Raw genomic sequence first — 17,325 nt, forward strand, 5'->3', positions numbered from 1 at the left:
AATTTAAAAATTTAAAGATTTTTCGGCAGTTTAAATATTTCTCCAAAAAGAAAAATCTGTGATCAGCTGAAAACTGTCTGTCATTGCGAACCTTTAGGTGAAGCAATCTCAAATCTGTCCTTTTTCTGAGATTGCTTCGTCTCTTCGGTCCTCGCAATGACTATCAATAATCAATTTTATTGGAGATAAAAATCCTTGCGCCTTAAAACGAAAATTAAAAAGCCTATGTCTTTGCGAGCACCAACAATATTGGTTTGAAATAATTAAACATTATTTCAAAAGAACTGCTATTATAGCCAATATAGCAGGCAATGCTTGTACAAAAAATATTTTCTTTGTTGCTGAAACAGCGCCATAAATTCCGGCAATAGCTACACAGCTCAGGAAAAACAGGGAAATATTAACTTGCCATTTTGGATCTTCAATCAGGAATGACCAGATGAGTCCCGCCGCAAGAAAACCGTTGTAAAGTCCTTGATTGGCAGCCAGGCCTTTTGTAGGTTTAAACATTTCTGCCGGCAATGCAGCTTTAAATACTTCTTTTCCTTTGGTTTCCCAGGCGAACATTTCCATCCAGAGGATATAAATATGTTCCAATGCAACGATGGCGATGAGAATTTTAGCAACGAGTTCCATGATTTACTATTTTGTAATTGTAAAACTAAAAAAATAAAGTTAAGTTTGGTTACTCAATTGCAAAGATGGATACTTTCAAAGCACATTTAAATAAATTTATTACAGTCACTGATGAAGAATATGCTTCCATATTTTCTTTTTTTAAGGAAATAGAAGTGAAAAAAAAGCAGAATCTGATGTTTAGCGGTGAAATCTGCAGATCCATGTATTTTGTCTCAGTGGGCTGTCTGAGAAAGTTTTTTGTGAATGAAAAAGGAACGGAGCAGACTACAGAATTCGCTATAGAAAACTGGTGGATGACGGATACTTTTGCCTATGAAAGACAGATGAAAACAGATTTCTGTATTCAGGCCGTGGAGCGTTCTACCATTATTGCTATTGATCTTCAGCAGCAGGAACTTTTGCTGCAGAAACATCCGGTTATGGAGCGGTATTTCAGAATGATTTACCAAAGAGCTTATGCAGCTTCAGAAAGACGGATCCGTTACCTGTATGAGATGTCCAGAGAAGAGCTGTATGTTCATTTCAGTACGCTGTATCCCTGGTTTATCCAACGGATTCCACAATATCTTATTGCTTCTTTTTTAAATTTTACTCCGGAATACCTCAGTGAGATCAGAGCAAAATTACGTTCTTAAACCAGTTTAAGATTTTTACAGATTATAAGTCGGAGATTTGTCATGTTATTAAAAGCCAATATCATGACAGACAAAAATGTTCAGTTTCCGCAGTTGTTTTTAAGGATAGCCATTTCTGTGACCATGCTTTCAGCAGTGGCAGACAGATTCGGGTTTTGGGGTAAGGATTCTGCATGGGGAAACTGGTCTAACTTTGAGTCTTATACCAGAAAACTAACCTTTTTTCTTCCTGAAGGCTTAAGTGTATTTTCTGCTTATACCGCAACTTTTTTTGAAATACTTTTTCCCTTGATGCTGCTTTTTGGGTGGAAAACCAGAATTGCAGCTTACGGAACAGGTTTTCTGCTGCTTGTATTTGCCTTGTCAATGTCTCTGGCATTAGGATTTAAAGCTCCTTTGGATTACTCTGTCTGGATAGGTAGCGCTGGAGCCTTTTTATTGGCAGTTCAGTCAAAGTATTCTTTTAGTATAGATCATTTAACCAACAAAAATAAATAATATTATGAGCGCAAGATTAAATATTGCCACAGTAGATTCAGCTGCTTACAAAGCAATGATGGGATTGGAAGGATATCTTCAGACCATTTCATTAAACCACATTCAAAAGGAATTAATTAAGATCAGAGCTTCGCAGATCAATAAATGTGCTTTCTGTCTTGATATGCATACAAAAGATGCTTTGAAATATGGAGAGACGACACAGAGGATCTTCATTCTTGAAGGATGGAGAGAAGCGAAAGATCTTTTCACAGAAGAAGAACAAGTGCTTTTGGCAATGACGGAAGAAATTACCCTGATTAGCCAGAACGGGCTTTCAGAAGAGACTTTCCAAAAGGCAAAGCAGTATTTTGATGATGCACAGATTGCGCAGATCATTATGGCGATTGTAACCATCAATGCATGGAACAGGATTGCAATAAGTACTCATTTACCTGTTGCAAAATAGTTTCTGACTAAAGTTATTGACTAAAAAAAGAGCCTCCAAACTGAAGGCTCTTTCTGTTTATAAAAATTAGAAGAAATATTTTAATAAATAGCAACCGGATTGATATTTACCTGAGTAAAAATTCTACATATAAAGGCTGCCCAAAACAAATGAGAATTCCCAAACTTTATCTTTCACCAATGGATGGCTGTCAATCAGTTCCAGATTGTAAATTCCTTTTTTATCAGCATAAACTGAAAATCAGTAAACCGTCTCATAGGAGAAGTTTACTGATGATATTAGATTAAATTTCGCTTAGCGCTGTATTGATAAAGTTTAATTCATCCTCAGAAAAATCTATTTCCATTGCTTTGGCATTATCAACAGCCTGCTGTGCATTTCTGGCTCCTGCAAGAACTACGGTAATAGCAGGTTGAATTGTAGTCCATCTTAATACCAGCTGTGAAAGGGAAGCTTTTTTTTCCTGAGCAATAGGCTCAATTTTTTCCAGAAAAGCTTTTACTTTATTTAAATCAAACTGAGAGAAATAGCCGTTTCTGTGGTCATTTTCTTTTAATTGATCCTGCTTGAAATACTTACCAGTCAATAGACCTCTTTCCATCGGGCTGTAAACGATAATTCCTGAATTTTGCTCCAAAGAATAAGGAACAAGATCATTTTCAATAGCACGGTTCAGCATGCTGTAAGACACCTGGTTGCTCGCTAAATGCAGCGTTCTGTTACCCTCCTGCATCTGTGGAACGGTATAGTTGCTGACTCCTGCTGCACGGACTTTTCCCTGTTGGATCAGAAGTTCCATGGCTTCCATTGTTTCGCAGATCGGTGTGGTGTTGTCCGGCCAGTGAAGTTGTAAAAGGTCGATATAATCTGTTCCGAGTCTTTTTAAACTTTCTTCCACTTCTTTGATCACATTAGCCTTTGATGCATATTTGTAAACCGGAAGTGTTTTGCCTTCATCATCAGCATCGAAGAAAAACTCACCTTTCCCATTGTTGCTGCCGTCCCATACCAAACCGAATTTGGTTAATAACTGAATTTTTGAACGGTCTTTTCCTTTAATTGCTTCTCCGATCATCTCTTCACTGAGTCCGAAACCATAAAAAGGTGCCGTGTCGATAGAAGTTACGCCATGATCCAAAGAGGCATGAATTGAATTGATGGAATCTTGTTTTTCATTGCCGCCCCACATATTTCCTCCGATAGCAAAGGCTCCGTGAGTAATTGCAGACAGTTCCAGTTCCGTATTTCCTAATTTTCTGTATTCCATTTTTTGATTTATATTTAAACTTAAAATCACATAAGTTTTCGTTGTTCTTTAAACCATCCCGCCAAAATTTCTTGAATTTTAGCTATCTTCGGTGGGAGGGGAATTCTCCTCGGTTCAATCATAATAAAAAACCTTGTTTTTTGTATTTTATCTCTCGCAGATTTCTCAGATCATGCAGATTTTATGCTCAGAATTAAATCTTTTGTGATTTTTATGTGGAGCTTGTTAACCACAGATTTCACAGATGTTTACTCATTTTTGTTGAGTCATCGCAAAGACGCAAGTTTTTTTCTAATTCGAATACTTTAAGGTGCCAAGATTTTATCTACGATAAAATTGAATACCGCTTTATTGACTATTGATTAAGTTCCTTTAAAATCGCTTCACCCACGCTTTTTGCAGACTGAGGATTTTGTCCTGTAATCACTCTCTGATCCGATACCACATGGTTCTGCCAAGTTCCTGATTTTTCAAATTTTGCACCTCTTTCTTTCAGCTTATCTTCCAGAAGGAAAGGAACTACATTCGTTAATTTTACTTCAGCTTCTTCCTCATTAGTAAAAGCGTTGATCTTTTTGCCGTCTACCAGATATTTTCCGTTATTCAACTTAATATTAACAAGGCCTGCCGGACCGTGACATACTGCGGCTACAATTCCGCCGTTCTCATAAATTTTTGAAGCGATGGCTGCTAATTCTGTATTGTCTGCAAAATCCCACATCGCACCGTGGCCTCCTGCATAGAAAATAGCAGCATAATTGTTGGTATCTACCTGAGAAGGCTGCAAAGAATGGTCAATTTTATTTTTATATTCTTTATTCTCCCAGAACTCTTTATTTACTGGATCTTTTAAATCAAATCCGTCTACTGGCGGAGTTCCGCCTTTGGGACTTACAAAATCAATTTCATAACCTGCTTTGTGAAGCACTTCCCACGGATGGGAAACTTCGCCCAGATAATATCCGGTGTCTTCACCGGTGTTTCCTTTTTTATCGTGACTGGTCACGACAAATAAAATTTTCTTTTTCATATGTTTCGATTTTTGTTGTTGTGCCTGAACAAATCCTGCAGTCAGCAGAACTATAAATAAAAATGCTAATTTTTTCATGTTAAAGAATATGGGTTGTATAAATTTGTGGTTTTTCCTGCAATTTTTCATCAATGATGGTTCCGAAAGCCTGAATATAAGGTTGCTGGTTATGCTGTGAAAGTCCCTCTTCATTTTTCCATATTTCGTAGAAAACAAACTGGTTTTTGTCTTCAATTCCCTGATGAAGACTGTAAAGTTCACATGCGTCTTCTTTTCTGGTTTCTGTTACCATATTCTGAAGAACCTCCAGTACTTCTGATCTGTGTTCTTCCTTCGCTTTTATAATTGCTGTAAGATAAATTTTCATATTAATTAACTAAATAAATGTTTCGATTGAATTGTATTGAGGTTTCCATCCCAGTTCTGTCCTTGCTTTGTCAGCATTACATAAACTGTTTGATGCAAATCCAAAATATCCGCCTGCAGGACCAAATCTGTTGACTGCTTCCTGTATATTGACAGAAATAGCTGGCTGTAATGCATATTTTTTACTGATGTTTTCTGCAATGTTTTTTATGGTTGAGGAACCGTTTTCTGCATAATAAATTGAGCCTGCTTCCGCTTTCTCCAAGGCCAGAATGTAGAGCTCTGCAATATCTTCAATATGCACATTCGACCAGATATTTTCCCCTTTTCCGAAAAATATGCCATGACCCTTTTCTTTTGAAAAACCGATCAGGGCAGGAAGCTGGATACTTTCTTTTTTTAGGCCTAAGCCTTCTCCGTATACCATTGTGGGTACAATAACAATGCTTCTTATATTCTTTTGGGCCGCCTGAAGGATATAGTCGTTGATGAGAACCCTTGAGGCCATTTCCAACCTCGGATTCAACGGAATATCTTCTGTAAATACAAAGCTGTTTCCTTCGCCGTTTTCCTTACCGCCAAATATGGCAGAACCGGAAGTGAAAATCAGGGTCTTGCCACTGCCTTCCATTATAGTGACGAAACTATCTGCCGCATAAGCATCATCGGCAGAATCTGCATTGTGTATCACTGCATCAGCTTCAGAAACCGCTGCTCTTAAAACAGTCTCATCATGAATGTTCCCGATAATGGGCTCAATACCCCACGATCTTAGCTCTTCGGCATGGCGGTCATTACGGATCAGCCCCATTACTTTATAATTCTTTTTAAGTAATTTTTCTGCAATGGTACCCCCGATATAGCCGGTAATTCCTGTGATTAATATTTTTTTCATGATGCCAGTTGAGGTTTTAGTTCCTGTGCAAAAACATGTTCAAGATGCGCTCTGTAAAGCTTCATATCACGTTCGATATTGGCATTTTTCTCCACATCATGGAAATGAAAACCTTCTATTTTTTCTAAAGAAACAAAGGCGTTCATTTTATGGAATCCAAATAATGGTCCATTATCCACACTCGTTTCATTGAAAAATTCTCCGGGAAGCGTAAAAGCAGTTTCAGGAGCATTCCAGCTTGTAGTTACCATATATTTTCTTCCGCCCAGCATCCCTCCGGTTCCATAATTGATCTCCGGATTTTCTGAAGTTCGCCCGTCACTCATATAAATTCCTTTGGCATGACCGGCTGTGAAAACTTCGTCGATGTACTTTTTAAAACCGTTCGGAAGCTGAAACCACCAGATTGGAGTATGGTAGATAATCAAATCTGCCCAAACAAATTTCTTTACCTCTTCATCCTTATCAAAACCTTCTGAAACCTGTGTTGTTTTTACTTCTACATTTTCAAATTTTTTCAACACTTCTAAAGTGTTTGCAGCAATAGTATCATTATATTTTCCTCCGGAATGTCCGAAATTTTGTCCTCCGTTGATGATCAGTATTTTTTTCATTTTTTATGATTGTTTAAATTTTATGATGCAAAGTTAGCGTGCTGTATTGTATAATAAAAATAGTATAAATTATAGCTAGCTATTATTTTTATAATAGTTTGAATTTTAGTATTTATGTGAAATGTCATATGATGAATGCATCAGATTGTTGGATCTCTCATGTACATTTGTTTACTAAATTGAATATAATGATCCAGATTGCAGTTTTTAGTGATATCCATGGAAACCTTCCTGCCTTAGATGCCGTGCTTGATGATATAGAAAGAAAGGGAATTCAGCAGAAATTCTGCCTTGGAGATCTCATAGATTTTGCTCCATGGGGAAATGGAGTAATTGAAAAGATAAAAACTCTCAATATCCCTTGTCTGATGGGAAATCATGATGAAAGAGTAGCTTTTGATATTTCCGTTGCTCCTTTAGCCAAGCATTCAGAAGAAGAAACTAATGCCAGATTTATAGCTATTGATCATTCCAAAAAACATATTACACAAGAGAATAAGAGATTTTTATCAGCACTTCCTTTTCATTTAAAATTAAATTATAAAATAGGGAAGAGGCATTGGAATATTCAGCTTGTTCATTCAAGTTTGTCCAGTAATGACACCTACCTTTATGAGTCTGAAAATGATGAGGTTTTTGCTGAAATGCTGAAAGAATCCCAATCTGATATTATGGTAATGGGGCACACTCATTTGTCATTTAAAAAATGCTTTGACCATACTAGTTGGGCTGTTAATTGTGGTTCGGTAGGACGTTCCAAGGAAGAGAATCGTCTGGCCTCTTATCTGATCATTACGATGAATGAAGATCAGGTTATTCCTGAAATTATACAAATACCTTATCCACTTGAAGAAACTGTCCGGGGGATTGAAGAAAGCGGAATTCCGGATTATTATGCTGCTTTTCTAAAAAATGAAAAAATATCAGTATTATAATTATTTTGTAATTTTATATCAGAATATTTATAATTAAAGTTATGGTCAATCTAGAATGGTACCGCACTTTTAAAGCGATATACAAAACCGGAACCCTCACGGGCGCAGCAGATTCCCTGTTTATTTCCCAACCGGGCGTAAGTCTGCATTTAAGTTCATTGGAAGCTTATGTAGGCTATAAATTATTTGACAGGACCGGCAGGAAAATGATGCCGACAGAAAGAGGAAAAGTCTTATTCAATGCTGTTTCTGAACCTATTGCAAGATTGGAAGATGTAGAGAAAAACTTCCAGAAATCTACAGAAAAACTGACTCCAACAATTAGTGTGGGCATGTGTTTTGAAACCTTTCAGACCACGTTGGAACAGTACGTTTCTACTTTACCTTTTAACCTGATCATCAGTTTCGGAGAATATCCGGAAATGCTGGATCAGCTGGATAAAGGTATTTTAGACCTGATTATTACTCCCAAAAAAGGAATTTCGCCCAATATTGAACACGAAGCATTTTCTTCTGAACAGATTATTCTGGTAGGCGGAAAAGATATCGACACCGATAGCTTTCAGGAAACCCTTAAAATCAAAGGTGTTGAACACGCTGAAAATTGGTTGAAGCAGGAAAAATGGTACGGAACAACAGGTGATATGGAACATCTCTTTCAGTTCTGGATCATGAATTTCGGGCATAAACCGAATTTCCGCCCGAATTATATTGTTCCCAATTTAAATTCAATTATCCGTTGCCTGAAAGGCGGAACCGGACTGGCTGTGGTTCCCCATTTTCTATGCAAAAATGAAATAGAAAACGGAGAGATCAAGCTGATCTGGGAGGGTGAAAAAAAGCTGGAAAATATCCTGTATTTCGGATGCAGAAAAAAAACAAGTTATCAGTCTGAAATCGATCATATTAAAGGATTATTCAGAAAGGTCATGGGCCAAAATGAGCATGTCGTGCATCTGTAAACCGTTTTCGTAAATAGGGAATGGGTAGTTGTCTATAAAAAAATCTTTACGCATTCCTTTTTTTAAGAAACCGTTCTTTTCATAGAATTTAATCTGCTGGAATCCGGTGTCTGATGTTCCTACAGTTAAGGTTTTAAAACCACCTTCTTTGGCTATCTGTTTTGCTTTATCAATCAGAAGACCACCAATTCCCTGGCTCCTGTAGTTTTCAAGAACTGCTATGTTTTTGATCTCCAGTTCTGTGCTGCTGTTTGGGTAAAGTGCCATTACTGCTATATCCAAGAGTTTATCCTGCAAAAGATAGATATCACAGTTAAAAATATATTTGTCGATAGCTTCCACAGTTTCGTCAGCAAGCAGCAGCAAATCATAGGGAATCTCTGATCCGGAATTTATTTTATTGAAATTAAATTTCTCCATTTATAAAGTCATATGAATGATTGGATAGTCTTTTCCCGAACCGTCTTTTTCTGATCTTCCAGTCTGTCTGAAACCCATTTTCTCATAAAACCCAATAGCCTGAGGATTCTGTTCGTTCACATCTACTTTTGTCAGTCCCGTTTTCTCCTTCATAAACTCATATAAAGTTCTCCCAAAACCTTTTCCACGGACATCATTGTGGATAAAAAGCATTTCCAGATTGCCTTCTGCTACGGCTGCAAAACCTTCTGCCTGATCATTTTCTGTAATCAGATAAACTTCCAGATGAGGGAGATAATCCCTGGGAATTACTTCTTGGAAATAATTAAAATCTTCTTCGGTAAGAAAATAATGGGTAGCTTTCACAGCAGATTTCCATATCTCCATAATCCTCGGATAGTCTCCTGCTTCTGCCAGTCTGATTGATTGCATTATTTTTGATTTAATGCAAAAGTAAGTAATAGAAGCTAGATTTAGAAATTCCAAATTAGGAATCATGATATATTAGAGATTTTGGACTCCATTTCTTTAAGGAGTATATTTTTATACAACAAGATAGAGTGGAGAAGATATTGATAAACACTCTCAAAAATAGTTTAAAAACAGTAAAAATGGTAGGCAGAAATACCGAATTTTTATTGCAAATTTGTTAGACTTTACATTAATATTAAAAATTAAATTAAAGAATTATGCAAAAGAAAACCTACGCAGGGCAACCTGTAGTGACCTTAAATAATGGAATAGATATCCCTGCCTTAGGCTTTGGAGTCTGGCAAATGGAGAATCTGACAGAATGTGAGGAGGCAGTTGTGAAAGCTATCCAAACAGGATACAGAATGATTGATACAGCGGCAATTTACCAAAACGAAACGGCAGTAGGCCAAGGCGTAAAAGATAGTGGTGTAAACAGAGATGAGCTTTTTATCACTTCTAAGGTATGGGTGCAGGATCACGGCTATGAGAAGACAAAAAGTGCATTTCAAAGAACACTGGACAGGCTTCAGATGGATTATCTGGATATGTATCTTGTTCACTGGCCTTACGGTGATTTCTTAGGGACCTGGAAGGCTTTAGAAGATTTGTATAGTGAAGGAAAGATCAAAGCAATTGGTGTCTGCAACTTTACTGTAGAAAAACTTGAAGAATTAAAAGCTAATTCAACGGTTCTTCCGGTGATCAATCAGATCGAGCTTCACCCGGTTTTCCAGCAGAAAGAACTTCAGGTGTATGACAGGGAAAATAATATCATTACCCAACCATGGAGTCCGCTTGGAAACGGAAATGCAGACCTTTTAAACAATTCTGAATTAAAAGCTATTGCCGGAAAATATAAGAAAACAGTGGCTCAGGTTATTCTAAGATGGCACCTTCAGGAAGGGTTTGTAGTGATTCCAAAGTCTATAACTCCTTCCAGAATTGAAGAAAACTTTAATGTTTTTGATTTTGAACTGACTGAAGATGAAATGAATATTGTCCGTTCTTTAGATACAGGAAAAAGACTGTTCTTTGATCCGAAAGATCCTGAGTGGGAAGAAAAGATGCTGAAATCCGTAGCGGATATTTAATATAAATATTTCCCTATTTCTCCCGCAGATCAAACCGGTCACAGATTAAATATAACGGTCTGCTGAATCAGTTTAATCTGTGGGATTTTTTTATAACAATTAATGGCTGTGAATAATATCATGTTGTATAAAACGAATGGATGACCAGATTTTTGTAAATTTTAAATAAAATAATTCCTATGTTTTGGCCGGACACAATCAGTAAAAGATTAAATATCAGATACCCTGTAATTCAGGCCCCGATGTTTGGGGTAAGTACACCGCAGATGACTGCTGCCGCTGCAAAAGCCGGATGTCTCGGGTCACTGGCATTAGCAGACCTTTCGGCAGCTCAATCTGCAGAGCTCATCAGAGAGACCAGAAAACTCACAGATCAGCCATTTGCTGTCAATATTTTTGTTCATCGTATTCATGAGCAAACAGATTCTTTGAAAGAAAAATTTGCTAAAACCAAACAGTTTATTACCCAACTTGCAAAAGAAAATAACATAGAAGTTCAGCTTCCTGATCTAGAAGAGATCAAGGTGAACGGTTACCATGATCAGTTAGATACAATTATTGAAGAAGGTTGTAAAATTCTGAGTTTTACTTTCGGAAACCTAGATGATAAAAGCATTCAGAAGCTAAAAGAGAACGGAATAACACTTATCGGAACCTGTACTTCTCTAGAAGAAGCATTAATCCTGGAGAAATCGGGAATTGATATCATCTGCGTGCAGGGAATTGAAGCCGGAGGTCACAGAGGAACTTTTGACGCCGATGTTATTCCTGAGATCGGGGGGATATCCCTATTTTCTAACGTTTATGATCATCTTAAAGTTCCGCTGATTTATGCAGGCGGTATTTACAATGGAAAAACTCTAAGAGCGGCAAAAGAGCTTGGAGCACAGGGATTCCAGGTCGGAAGTATGTTACTGGCATCACAGGAAAGCGCTTTACAGCCGTTTGAAAAAGAAAGACTGAAAAATGTAACAGAAAAGGATATTGTCCTCACAAAAAGCTTTTCGGGAAGGTATGCGAGAGGAATTAAAAATAAATATATCGAAACTCTTGAAAACTCATCCTATATTCTGCCTTATCCTTATCAGAATAAACTGACGAATGAATTGCGCAGGGTCTCAAAAACATTGAATAATCCTGATTTTGTAGGTATTTGGACAGGGCAGTCAATTCACGATTACAGTGAACTTTCTACAGAGGATATCCTGAAAAATTTGATTCAAAGTGTTGAAATCAGATCAATATAGATTTCTAAGAAATGAAAAAAAACAAAATCCTTTCATAAGCATGAAAGGATTTCTTTGTTATATAAAATAAATAATTTACTTAGTCAGATCCAGTCCACCGAAATTACCTGAACTCATCATCAGGAAAACACCGTCTGTTTTATCCAGAGTTTCCCAGTATGCATGAAGATCTTCAGCATTGGTGAATACTCTCAACTTATCATTTTTGAATTTTTCTTTAATGAATTCCGGGGAAATAGGTTCCATTCTTTTGATCTTTAAGGCATCTTCAGAATAAAAAACAACTGCCTCATCCAATCCGTCCATTGCATGATCGTACTGCTCTAAGAACAATGGATTTAAGCTTGAATAGGTATGAAGTTCAAGAAATCCGTATTTTTTTTCCTGTTTGAACTGTTCACAGAAAGCCTTTACTGCAGCTTTCACCTTGCTCGGTGCATGGGCAAAATCCTTATAAAGCGTTCCTTTATCTTCTCTTTCCACTTTTTCAAGACGTTTGGAAGCTCCTTTGAAGCTCATGATGGCTTCATAGAAATCCTCATCCATAATCCCCAGCTGTCGGCAGATATGTCTCGCACCTTCCATATTGAGAAGGTTATGGGCGCCAAAAACCGAAAGAGGAACATCGCCCATTTCAGTCTTTAGATAGACTTTTCCGTTGTTGATCTCATATTCAGGAGTTTTATAAGGGATTTTTCTGAAATAATTTTCAGCGGCTTCCACTACTTTTACCACCTCAGCATCTTCCTCATTGTATACCAGAACACCGCCTGCAGTAATGCTTGCTACAAATTTTCTGAACTGGTCAATATAATCATCAAACGTTTTGAATACATTGATATGATCCCATGCTATACCGCTCATTAAAGCAATATTAGGCTGGTAAAGAAGAAACTTGGAGCGAAGATCGATAGGAGAGGAAAGGTATTCATCACCTTCCAATACCATAAAATCGTTGTCCTGAGTGAGTTTTACCATACAGTCAAAACCTTCCAGCTGGGCACCCACCATAAAATCTACATCCTTTTGGTGGAAGTTCAGGACGTGAAGAATCATAGAGGTAATCGTTGTTTTACCGTGAGATCCGGCAATAACCACTCTTGTTTTGTTTTTAGACTGCTCGTAAAGGAATTCAGGATATGAATAAATTTTCAAGCCCAGTTCTTTTACTTTTGCCAGTTCAGGATTGTCCTGATGGGCATGCATTCCAAGGATAACAGCATCAATATCCGATGTAATCTTTTCCGGAAACCAGCCCATTTCCTGAGGCAGAATTCCTCTCTTTGCAAGTCTGGATTTTGAAGGTTCAAAAATAGCATCATCCGAACCTGTTACCTGATATCCTTTATCTTTTAATGCGATAGCAAGATTATGCATGGCGCTTCCGCCGATAGCAATGAAGTGGGTTTTCAACTTTATTTACTTTTTTTTACATTGTTATTAATGATTTCCTGAAAAGCATTCAGAATATTGTTCCAGTTCGTTGCATAATTCGGCATGATTGTACTGGCATCTGTCTTACTGCCTTCATTCGCACCTTTCTTTACATTGATGGAAGTAGTCACATGATCATACAACTTCTTATGGTCTTCCTGTATCCTTCTGAAATTGTTCTGGGAAAGAACCTGGTCCAGTTTCTTCAGATCTTCATCAGAAATTTTGAAATCCTGTTTATATTTTTTTCCCTGGCCGTCAAAAGAATAATGAGCATTGTTGCCTTTGACTAGCAGGTTCTCATAGATTGGAGCATAGCCTCCGCTTCTCGAATAACTTATATCAAAATCTGAATATACTTTCTGACTGTTGCACGAAACTAATACTATGACCGTGAATATGATCCCTAATATTTTGTTCATAATTTTACTTACTTTAATTATTTGAATCCTTTTGATCTAATTTTTTAGCTTTAAGTTCTTCATCATAATTGTGCAGTAAATTGAAGTCTTCTGTCTGCTCAATGGCAGTCATGATCTTCAATAAGATTTCAGGCGCTTTTTCGTTGTCGTAATCTATATCCAGAGGTGCTTTGAATTCCATGGTAGGTTTTACACCTGTAACCTTTACACGGAGTCCTTTTTTGTCAAATGCCCTTCTGAATCCATTGATCTTGATAGGAATTACAATTGGGCGCTGGTTTTTGACCAGTTTGGCGGTACCTCTTCGTCCCTGTGCAAAAGCAGAAGTAGTACCCTGAGGGAAAGTAGCTACCCAGCCGTTGTCCAAGGCTTTCATAATATTGTCAACTTCTGTTAGATCTACCATTCTGTTGACATTTTTCCCTTCTGCCCTCCAGGTTCTTTTTACCGTTACAGCACCCGCAATCTTGAAGATCTTTGGAAGGATCCCTTTATTCATGGTTTCCTCTGCTGCCACATAGTAAAAATCGATCTTCGGATTGAGCAGATAGATCGGGTTTTTGATCGTGTCCAGATATCCGTTGTTTACAGCACAGAATGCATGATACATTGCTGCCACATCTGCAAAATAGGTCTGATGGTTGGATACGAAAAGCACATTGGAATCCGGAAGATCCACAAGGTGTTCAGTACCGGTTATCTTTAGTTTATTAAAGCCATTGAACCTTCTATAGGACACAACTCCTAAAATAAAAATGATTAACCTTTTTAAAAAATAAGGTGTTCCGAATGCATCGGTGAATATATTTTTCTTCGCCATCTCAATTAAACACGGTAGTGCAAAGTTACATTTTTTTCAGTAACTGGCTAAACTCGCTCAATATCATTGCTGTAGCTCCCCAAATAATATATCCGTTGAAATTAATGACCGGAACTTCATGTCCGGAAGCACCCGGCAGTTCCATCATTTCAGGATTATCAGGAAGACTGAGGAAAGAAGTAATAGGGAATTCTATGGTTTCCACCGCTTCGCTTTGCTGAAGAATGAAAAGCGGATTCTTCTTCGTATACGAAATGTAGGGATATACGTAGAAATTACTCGGCGGGATATAGATAGGGGACATCTCTCTGATTACCCTTATGTAATGTTTTTCTATTCCAATCTCTTCCGAAGTTTCACGTACAGCTGTTTCAGCAAAATCCCTGTCCATTTCCTCGCGTTTTCCGCCAGGCAGTGAGATCTGTCCGCTGTGCCTGTCATGCTCATTAATCGTTCTCTGGATCAAAGGAAAATACCATTCATTGTTTTTAAGGTATAATACGATGTTGACGGCTGCAAATTTTGGATTTTTTGCCAGCACTTCATCATACGTAAATACAGGTCGGGAAGGTGGTGAGAATACCCCGTGGGCATTGATCCCGGGCAGTTCCACATTAGTAATTTTCCTCAATAAATCTTTTCCAAAACTTTCCATAGCTCAAATTTAAGAATATATACTGAAGAAAAGAACAGGCATTAACATTAATTAACCATTGACAAAGGAATTTAAAGAGGAAAATATTCAAAAGATCGAAGAGGCCAGGGAATTCAGGTGTTTGGCATTTTTTGATTGAAAATTTAGACTTATTCTTATTTTTTTAAGGAATTTACAGCAATAGTGTACCGTATTTTTACGTAACTGAAACACGTGATTTCGGGGAAAGGGTAAACAGTGACATCCGGAACTGTAAACCATGATTTTTAAAATTTACACTTTTGCAGTGGTTTCTCATTCGGGTCTAGCCTATACCTTTGTCATACTATTAACCAATTAATTTTTACTAAGATGAAAAACTTTATCACAGGTGTATTTACACTAATGGCCATGAGTTTCGGCTTCGCACAATCCAATATTGATGTGACTGCCCAGATCGGAAACTTGAACGTAGCTACTGTAGACCAAACCGGTCTTTTGAACATCAACTCTCTGACTCAAGATGGAAACCGTAATACGGCAGACATAGATCAGGTAGGAGTTTTAAACATTAATACTGCCGAAAGTATCGGAAACAGAAACTCTATTGATGTAGACCAAATAGGTCTTGGAAATACAAATGATGTAAGCCAGATGGGAAACAGAAACTCCGCAGTTACATGGCAGCTGGGAGCTTTTAACTCTACAGAACAGACTCAGATCGGAAGAAGAAACGAAACCTCTTCTCTACAGTTGGGTATAGGAAACGCGGTTGTACAATATCAGGATGGCAGAAGAAATGATGCTTCAGCGATTCAGCTGGGTAACGGAAATGATGCTTATCAGATCCAGCTTGGAAGAAGAAACGAAGCCAACGGACTTCAAGTAGGAAATAATAACTTCTTGGTACAGTATCAGGCTGGTAATGATAATAGTGCTACTCACGACCAGGCAGGGAATAACAATATTGCTGCTTCTGTACAGATTGGTGACAATAATATGACTGTCGGAGTACAAGCTGGAAACAGTAATCAGCTATACCAACTTCAATCAGGAGATTCTAATACAGCAGTTGACGTTCAAATGGGTAATAATAACTTTACCTGGGTAGCTCAAAGTGGAGATTCTCACATTCATGTAGGAACCCAGATGGGTAACGGAAATTCAATGGTAATTAACCAATCCAATTAATCTTGATGAATTGTAATCTAAAAAGGAGAAACCACGGTTTTCTCCTTTTTAAGCTTTCATGATAAACATACCCGGAAACCGTGATTTTTTATATCTACCTGCTGGGTGTGTTTTTCCCGATACTCTATTCATGTACCTTTATTAAAAATTAATATCATGTTGAAACTGGGTTGGGGTGCCTTTACACTTTGCACAGTACTGTGCGTACAGGCACAGCAGATAGACTGGGATAAGGTCAACAGCAGTACAGTTATTGATCTCATTGCAAGACAACAGACAGAACAAGGGCTTTACGGCTCCAATATTATTCAGATAGGCGATCATAATGATGCAGAACTTTCCCTCAATGCCAAAACAAATATTGCAGTACAGCAGCTTGGCGACTACAATACCCTTTATTTTATTAACTCATTTACCGACACTGAAACCAAAACTGCCATTACTGCTGAAGGAAATAACAATATCATTGATATTACCGGAAGTAACAGTATTTCAGACGGAATGCATATCAATGTAAAAGGGGACAACAAAACCATTTTCATGAGAAACTATTAAAACACAAGTGATGAAACTTTTATATTCCTTAGGTATGTGCACTTTATTTATCTTCCTGTCTGCAATGGTTGATGGGCAGGAAGATAAAAAAGTGAATGCCAGAATAGAAAGCAGCATCCTCGAAAACCAGATCAGGGTCAAAGCTGTTGCTGTTAATAATACCCCGGTTTACAAAGAATTGAATTACCTTTTGGTTTCCATTAAAAAAGGGAGCAGCGGAAACCTCTCCAACAATCAGCAAAGTGGAAAATTTTCTATCAGTCCCAATGAAGTGAAAGTTTTATCGGAGATCAATGTCAATCTTGAGCAGAAAGACGCCCTGAAAGCCTTCCTTTATCTGAGAGATGAAGAAACCCAGAAGCTGGTCGCCAAAGACAGCCTGGAAATTAATACCGATCTGTTCAAAAAGAAAACAGCCAAAGTGGAAGAAGATGCCGTCTTTGAATTGAAAGGCCTCACCATTGACGATACCAAAACAAAAGTTGGAAAAGACTTTTATGATCTTTTTTATATGCAGTACAGCCAGCTCCCTGATAAAGGCAGCAGTGCAGTTACCGTTTCCGAACTTCCCCTCCGTGGAACCAGTGGCCAGATCAATATCCAGATCGATGATAAGCTGATTTACAGCTTTATGACCAATCCAAACGAAGATTATTTAAAAGAACAGCTGGCAGCCAGCTTAAAATATATCAAAGAGTTTAATACCAGGAAAAACCTTATTAAAAATGAATTCATCTACTAAAAACGT

General features: G+C 37.7%; 22 protein-coding genes. 10 read left to right on the plus strand and 12 right to left on the minus strand.

The window, feature by feature from the left end:
* Window positions 1–270: 270 nt before the first annotated feature.
* Window positions 271–636, minus strand: coding sequence for a DUF1304 domain-containing protein (locus QF044_RS01630; RefSeq protein WP_307262873.1), 366 nt, complete (start codon window positions 634–636; stop codon window positions 271–273).
* A 65-nt stretch (window positions 637–701) separates the two neighbouring features.
* On the opposite strand from QF044_RS01630, the gene QF044_RS01635 reads away from it, so the two are divergent.
* From QF044_RS01635 to QF044_RS01645, 3 genes are all read left to right on the plus strand, one after another.
* Window positions 702–1,274, plus strand: coding sequence for a Crp/Fnr family transcriptional regulator (locus QF044_RS01635; RefSeq protein ID WP_307262875.1), 573 nt, complete (start codon window positions 702–704; stop codon window positions 1,272–1,274).
* A gap of 63 nt (window positions 1,275–1,337) precedes the next feature.
* Window positions 1,338–1,772 (plus strand): DoxX family protein, encoded by a 435-nt coding sequence (locus QF044_RS01640; RefSeq protein WP_307262877.1) that lies wholly within the window; start codon window positions 1,338–1,340, stop codon window positions 1,770–1,772.
* Window positions 1,773–1,776: 4 nt separating this feature from the next.
* The gene (locus QF044_RS01645) at window positions 1,777–2,220 is read left to right on the plus strand and encodes a carboxymuconolactone decarboxylase family protein (protein WP_307262880.1); all 444 of its coding nucleotides are present in this window, start codon (window positions 1,777–1,779) and stop codon (window positions 2,218–2,220) included.
* A 283-nt stretch (window positions 2,221–2,503) separates the two neighbouring features.
* Here the strand turns inward: QF044_RS01645 and QF044_RS01650 are convergent, their stop codons facing one another.
* The 5 genes from QF044_RS01650 to QF044_RS01670 form a co-directional block, all read right to left on the minus strand.
* Window positions 2,504–3,487, minus strand: coding sequence for an aldo/keto reductase (locus tag QF044_RS01650; RefSeq protein WP_307262883.1), 984 nt, complete (start codon window positions 3,485–3,487; stop codon window positions 2,504–2,506).
* A gap of 355 nt (window positions 3,488–3,842) precedes the next feature.
* Entirely contained in the window at window positions 3,843–4,517 is a 675-nt protein-coding gene (locus QF044_RS01655; RefSeq protein ID WP_307262885.1) for a type 1 glutamine amidotransferase domain-containing protein, read from the minus strand.
* 79 nt (window positions 4,518–4,596) lie between these two features.
* Window positions 4,597–4,884, minus strand: coding sequence for a putative quinol monooxygenase (locus QF044_RS01660; protein WP_307262888.1), 288 nt, complete (start codon window positions 4,882–4,884; stop codon window positions 4,597–4,599).
* A gap of 9 nt (window positions 4,885–4,893) precedes the next feature.
* Window positions 4,894–5,778, minus strand: a complete 885-nt coding sequence (locus QF044_RS01665) for an NAD-dependent epimerase/dehydratase family protein (RefSeq protein ID WP_307262890.1) — start codon at window positions 5,776–5,778, stop codon at window positions 4,894–4,896.
* A complete protein-coding gene (locus QF044_RS01670; protein WP_307262892.1) occupies window positions 5,775–6,392 on the minus strand; it encodes an NAD(P)H-dependent oxidoreductase in 618 nt (205 codons plus the stop codon). Before QF044_RS01670 ends, QF044_RS01665 begins: the two co-directional genes overlap by 4 nt.
* 188 nt (window positions 6,393–6,580) lie before the next feature.
* Between QF044_RS01670 and QF044_RS01675 the strand changes: the two genes are divergently transcribed.
* Window positions 6,581–7,327 (plus strand): metallophosphoesterase, encoded by a 747-nt coding sequence (locus tag QF044_RS01675; protein ID WP_307262894.1) that lies wholly within the window; start codon window positions 6,581–6,583, stop codon window positions 7,325–7,327.
* A gap of 41 nt (window positions 7,328–7,368) precedes the next feature.
* Entirely contained in the window at window positions 7,369–8,289 is a 921-nt protein-coding gene (locus QF044_RS01680) for a LysR family transcriptional regulator (RefSeq protein ID WP_307262898.1), read from the plus strand.
* On the opposite strand, the gene QF044_RS01685 is transcribed toward QF044_RS01680, so the two are convergent.
* The gene (locus QF044_RS01685) at window positions 8,242–8,709 is read right to left on the minus strand and encodes an N-acetyltransferase (protein WP_307262901.1); all 468 of its coding nucleotides are present in this window, start codon (window positions 8,707–8,709) and stop codon (window positions 8,242–8,244) included. The two genes, QF044_RS01680 and QF044_RS01685, sit on opposite strands and share 48 nt — an antisense overlap.
* Window positions 8,710–9,141 carry a GNAT family N-acetyltransferase gene (locus QF044_RS01690; RefSeq protein WP_307262904.1) on the minus strand — a complete coding sequence of 144 codons (432 nt, stop codon included), beginning with the start codon at window positions 9,139–9,141 and terminating at the stop codon, window positions 8,710–8,712.
* A 257-nt stretch (window positions 9,142–9,398) separates the two neighbouring features.
* On the opposite strand from QF044_RS01690, the gene QF044_RS01695 reads away from it, so the two are divergent.
* Both QF044_RS01695 and QF044_RS01700 read left to right on the plus strand, forming a co-directional pair.
* Window positions 9,399–10,274 carry an aldo/keto reductase gene (locus tag QF044_RS01695; protein WP_307262906.1) on the plus strand — a complete coding sequence of 292 codons (876 nt, stop codon included), beginning with the start codon at window positions 9,399–9,401 and terminating at the stop codon, window positions 10,272–10,274.
* Window positions 10,275–10,453: 179 nt separating this feature from the next.
* Window positions 10,454–11,521: a nitronate monooxygenase family protein gene (locus tag QF044_RS01700; RefSeq protein ID WP_307262910.1), complete on the plus strand. Its 1,068-nt coding sequence runs from the start codon at window positions 10,454–10,456 to the stop codon at window positions 11,519–11,521.
* Between the two features lie 75 nt (window positions 11,522–11,596).
* Here the strand turns inward: QF044_RS01700 and murC are convergent, their stop codons facing one another.
* The 4 genes from murC to QF044_RS01720 are packed head-to-tail and all read right to left on the minus strand — an operon-like array spanning window position 11,597 to window position 14,852.
* Window positions 11,597–12,934, minus strand: a complete 1,338-nt coding sequence (gene murC / locus QF044_RS01705; RefSeq protein WP_307262913.1) for a UDP-N-acetylmuramate--L-alanine ligase — start codon at window positions 12,932–12,934, stop codon at window positions 11,597–11,599.
* Between the two features lie 2 nt (window positions 12,935–12,936).
* On the minus strand, window positions 12,937–13,377 hold the full coding sequence (locus QF044_RS01710; RefSeq protein WP_307262915.1) for a hypothetical protein: 441 nt from the start codon (window positions 13,375–13,377) through the stop codon (window positions 12,937–12,939).
* 13 nt (window positions 13,378–13,390) lie between these two features.
* Window positions 13,391–14,197, minus strand: coding sequence for a 1-acyl-sn-glycerol-3-phosphate acyltransferase (locus QF044_RS01715; protein ID WP_307262917.1), 807 nt, complete (start codon window positions 14,195–14,197; stop codon window positions 13,391–13,393).
* 25 nt (window positions 14,198–14,222) lie between these two features.
* Entirely contained in the window at window positions 14,223–14,852 is a 630-nt protein-coding gene (locus QF044_RS01720; protein WP_307262919.1) for a CoA pyrophosphatase, read from the minus strand.
* A gap of 351 nt (window positions 14,853–15,203) precedes the next feature.
* Here QF044_RS01720 and QF044_RS01725 point away from each other — a divergent pair, with 351 nt between their 5' ends.
* From QF044_RS01725 to QF044_RS01735, 3 genes are all read left to right on the plus strand, one after another.
* Complete coding sequence (locus QF044_RS01725) at window positions 15,204–16,022, plus strand: hypothetical protein (RefSeq protein ID WP_307262922.1); 819 nt, start codon at window positions 15,204–15,206, stop codon at window positions 16,020–16,022.
* Window positions 16,023–16,178: 156 nt separating this feature from the next.
* Complete coding sequence (locus tag QF044_RS01730; RefSeq protein ID WP_307262924.1) at window positions 16,179–16,577, plus strand: hypothetical protein; 399 nt, start codon at window positions 16,179–16,181, stop codon at window positions 16,575–16,577.
* A gap of 10 nt (window positions 16,578–16,587) precedes the next feature.
* Window positions 16,588–17,319 carry a CsgE family curli-type amyloid fiber assembly protein gene (locus QF044_RS01735; RefSeq protein WP_307262926.1) on the plus strand — a complete coding sequence of 244 codons (732 nt, stop codon included), beginning with the start codon at window positions 16,588–16,590 and terminating at the stop codon, window positions 17,317–17,319.
* Window positions 17,320–17,325 lie beyond the last annotated feature (6 nt).

The sequence above is a fragment of the Chryseobacterium sp. W4I1 genome, from assembly GCF_030816115.1.
In the GTDB taxonomy this organism is placed as follows: Bacteria; Bacteroidota; Bacteroidia; order Flavobacteriales; family Weeksellaceae; genus Chryseobacterium.

What these genes read in the sequence shown, in the direction of transcription:
- QF044_RS01630 (WP_307262873.1), bottom strand. Translation starts at nt 636, where the DNA reads ATGGAACTCGTTGCTAAAATTCTCATCGCCATCGTTGCATTGGAACAT.
- QF044_RS01635 (WP_307262875.1), top strand. Translation starts at nt 702, where the DNA reads ATGGATACTTTCAAAGCACATTTAAATAAATTTATTACAGTCACTGAT.
- QF044_RS01640 (WP_307262877.1), top strand. Translation starts at nt 1,338, where the DNA reads ATGACAGACAAAAATGTTCAGTTTCCGCAGTTGTTTTTAAGGATAGCC.
- QF044_RS01645 (WP_307262880.1), top strand. Translation starts at nt 1,777, where the DNA reads ATGAGCGCAAGATTAAATATTGCCACAGTAGATTCAGCTGCTTACAAA.
- QF044_RS01650 (WP_307262883.1), bottom strand. Translation starts at nt 3,487, where the DNA reads ATGGAATACAGAAAATTAGGAAATACGGAACTGGAACTGTCTGCAATT.
- QF044_RS01655 (WP_307262885.1), bottom strand. Translation starts at nt 4,517, where the DNA reads ATGAAAAAGAAAATTTTATTTGTCGTGACCAGTCACGATAAAAAAGGA.
- QF044_RS01660 (WP_307262888.1), bottom strand. Translation starts at nt 4,884, where the DNA reads ATGAAAATTTATCTTACAGCAATTATAAAAGCGAAGGAAGAACACAGA.
- QF044_RS01665 (WP_307262890.1), bottom strand. Translation starts at nt 5,778, where the DNA reads ATGAAAAAAATATTAATCACAGGAATTACCGGCTATATCGGGGGTACC.
- QF044_RS01670 (WP_307262892.1), bottom strand. Translation starts at nt 6,392, where the DNA reads ATGAAAAAAATACTGATCATCAACGGAGGACAAAATTTCGGACATTCC.
- QF044_RS01675 (WP_307262894.1), top strand. Translation starts at nt 6,581, where the DNA reads ATGATCCAGATTGCAGTTTTTAGTGATATCCATGGAAACCTTCCTGCC.
- QF044_RS01680 (WP_307262898.1), top strand. Translation starts at nt 7,369, where the DNA reads ATGGTCAATCTAGAATGGTACCGCACTTTTAAAGCGATATACAAAACC.
- QF044_RS01685 (WP_307262901.1), bottom strand. Translation starts at nt 8,709, where the DNA reads ATGGAGAAATTTAATTTCAATAAAATAAATTCCGGATCAGAGATTCCC.
- QF044_RS01690 (WP_307262904.1), bottom strand. Translation starts at nt 9,141, where the DNA reads ATGCAATCAATCAGACTGGCAGAAGCAGGAGACTATCCGAGGATTATG.
- QF044_RS01695 (WP_307262906.1), top strand. Translation starts at nt 9,399, where the DNA reads ATGCAAAAGAAAACCTACGCAGGGCAACCTGTAGTGACCTTAAATAAT.
- QF044_RS01700 (WP_307262910.1), top strand. Translation starts at nt 10,454, where the DNA reads ATGTTTTGGCCGGACACAATCAGTAAAAGATTAAATATCAGATACCCT.
- QF044_RS01710 (WP_307262915.1), bottom strand. Translation starts at nt 13,377, where the DNA reads ATGAACAAAATATTAGGGATCATATTCACGGTCATAGTATTAGTTTCG.
- QF044_RS01715 (WP_307262917.1), bottom strand. Translation starts at nt 14,197, where the DNA reads ATGGCGAAGAAAAATATATTCACCGATGCATTCGGAACACCTTATTTT.
- QF044_RS01720 (WP_307262919.1), bottom strand. Translation starts at nt 14,852, where the DNA reads ATGGAAAGTTTTGGAAAAGATTTATTGAGGAAAATTACTAATGTGGAA.
- QF044_RS01725 (WP_307262922.1), top strand. Translation starts at nt 15,204, where the DNA reads ATGAAAAACTTTATCACAGGTGTATTTACACTAATGGCCATGAGTTTC.
- QF044_RS01730 (WP_307262924.1), top strand. Translation starts at nt 16,179, where the DNA reads ATGTTGAAACTGGGTTGGGGTGCCTTTACACTTTGCACAGTACTGTGC.
- QF044_RS01735 (WP_307262926.1), top strand. Translation starts at nt 16,588, where the DNA reads ATGAAACTTTTATATTCCTTAGGTATGTGCACTTTATTTATCTTCCTG.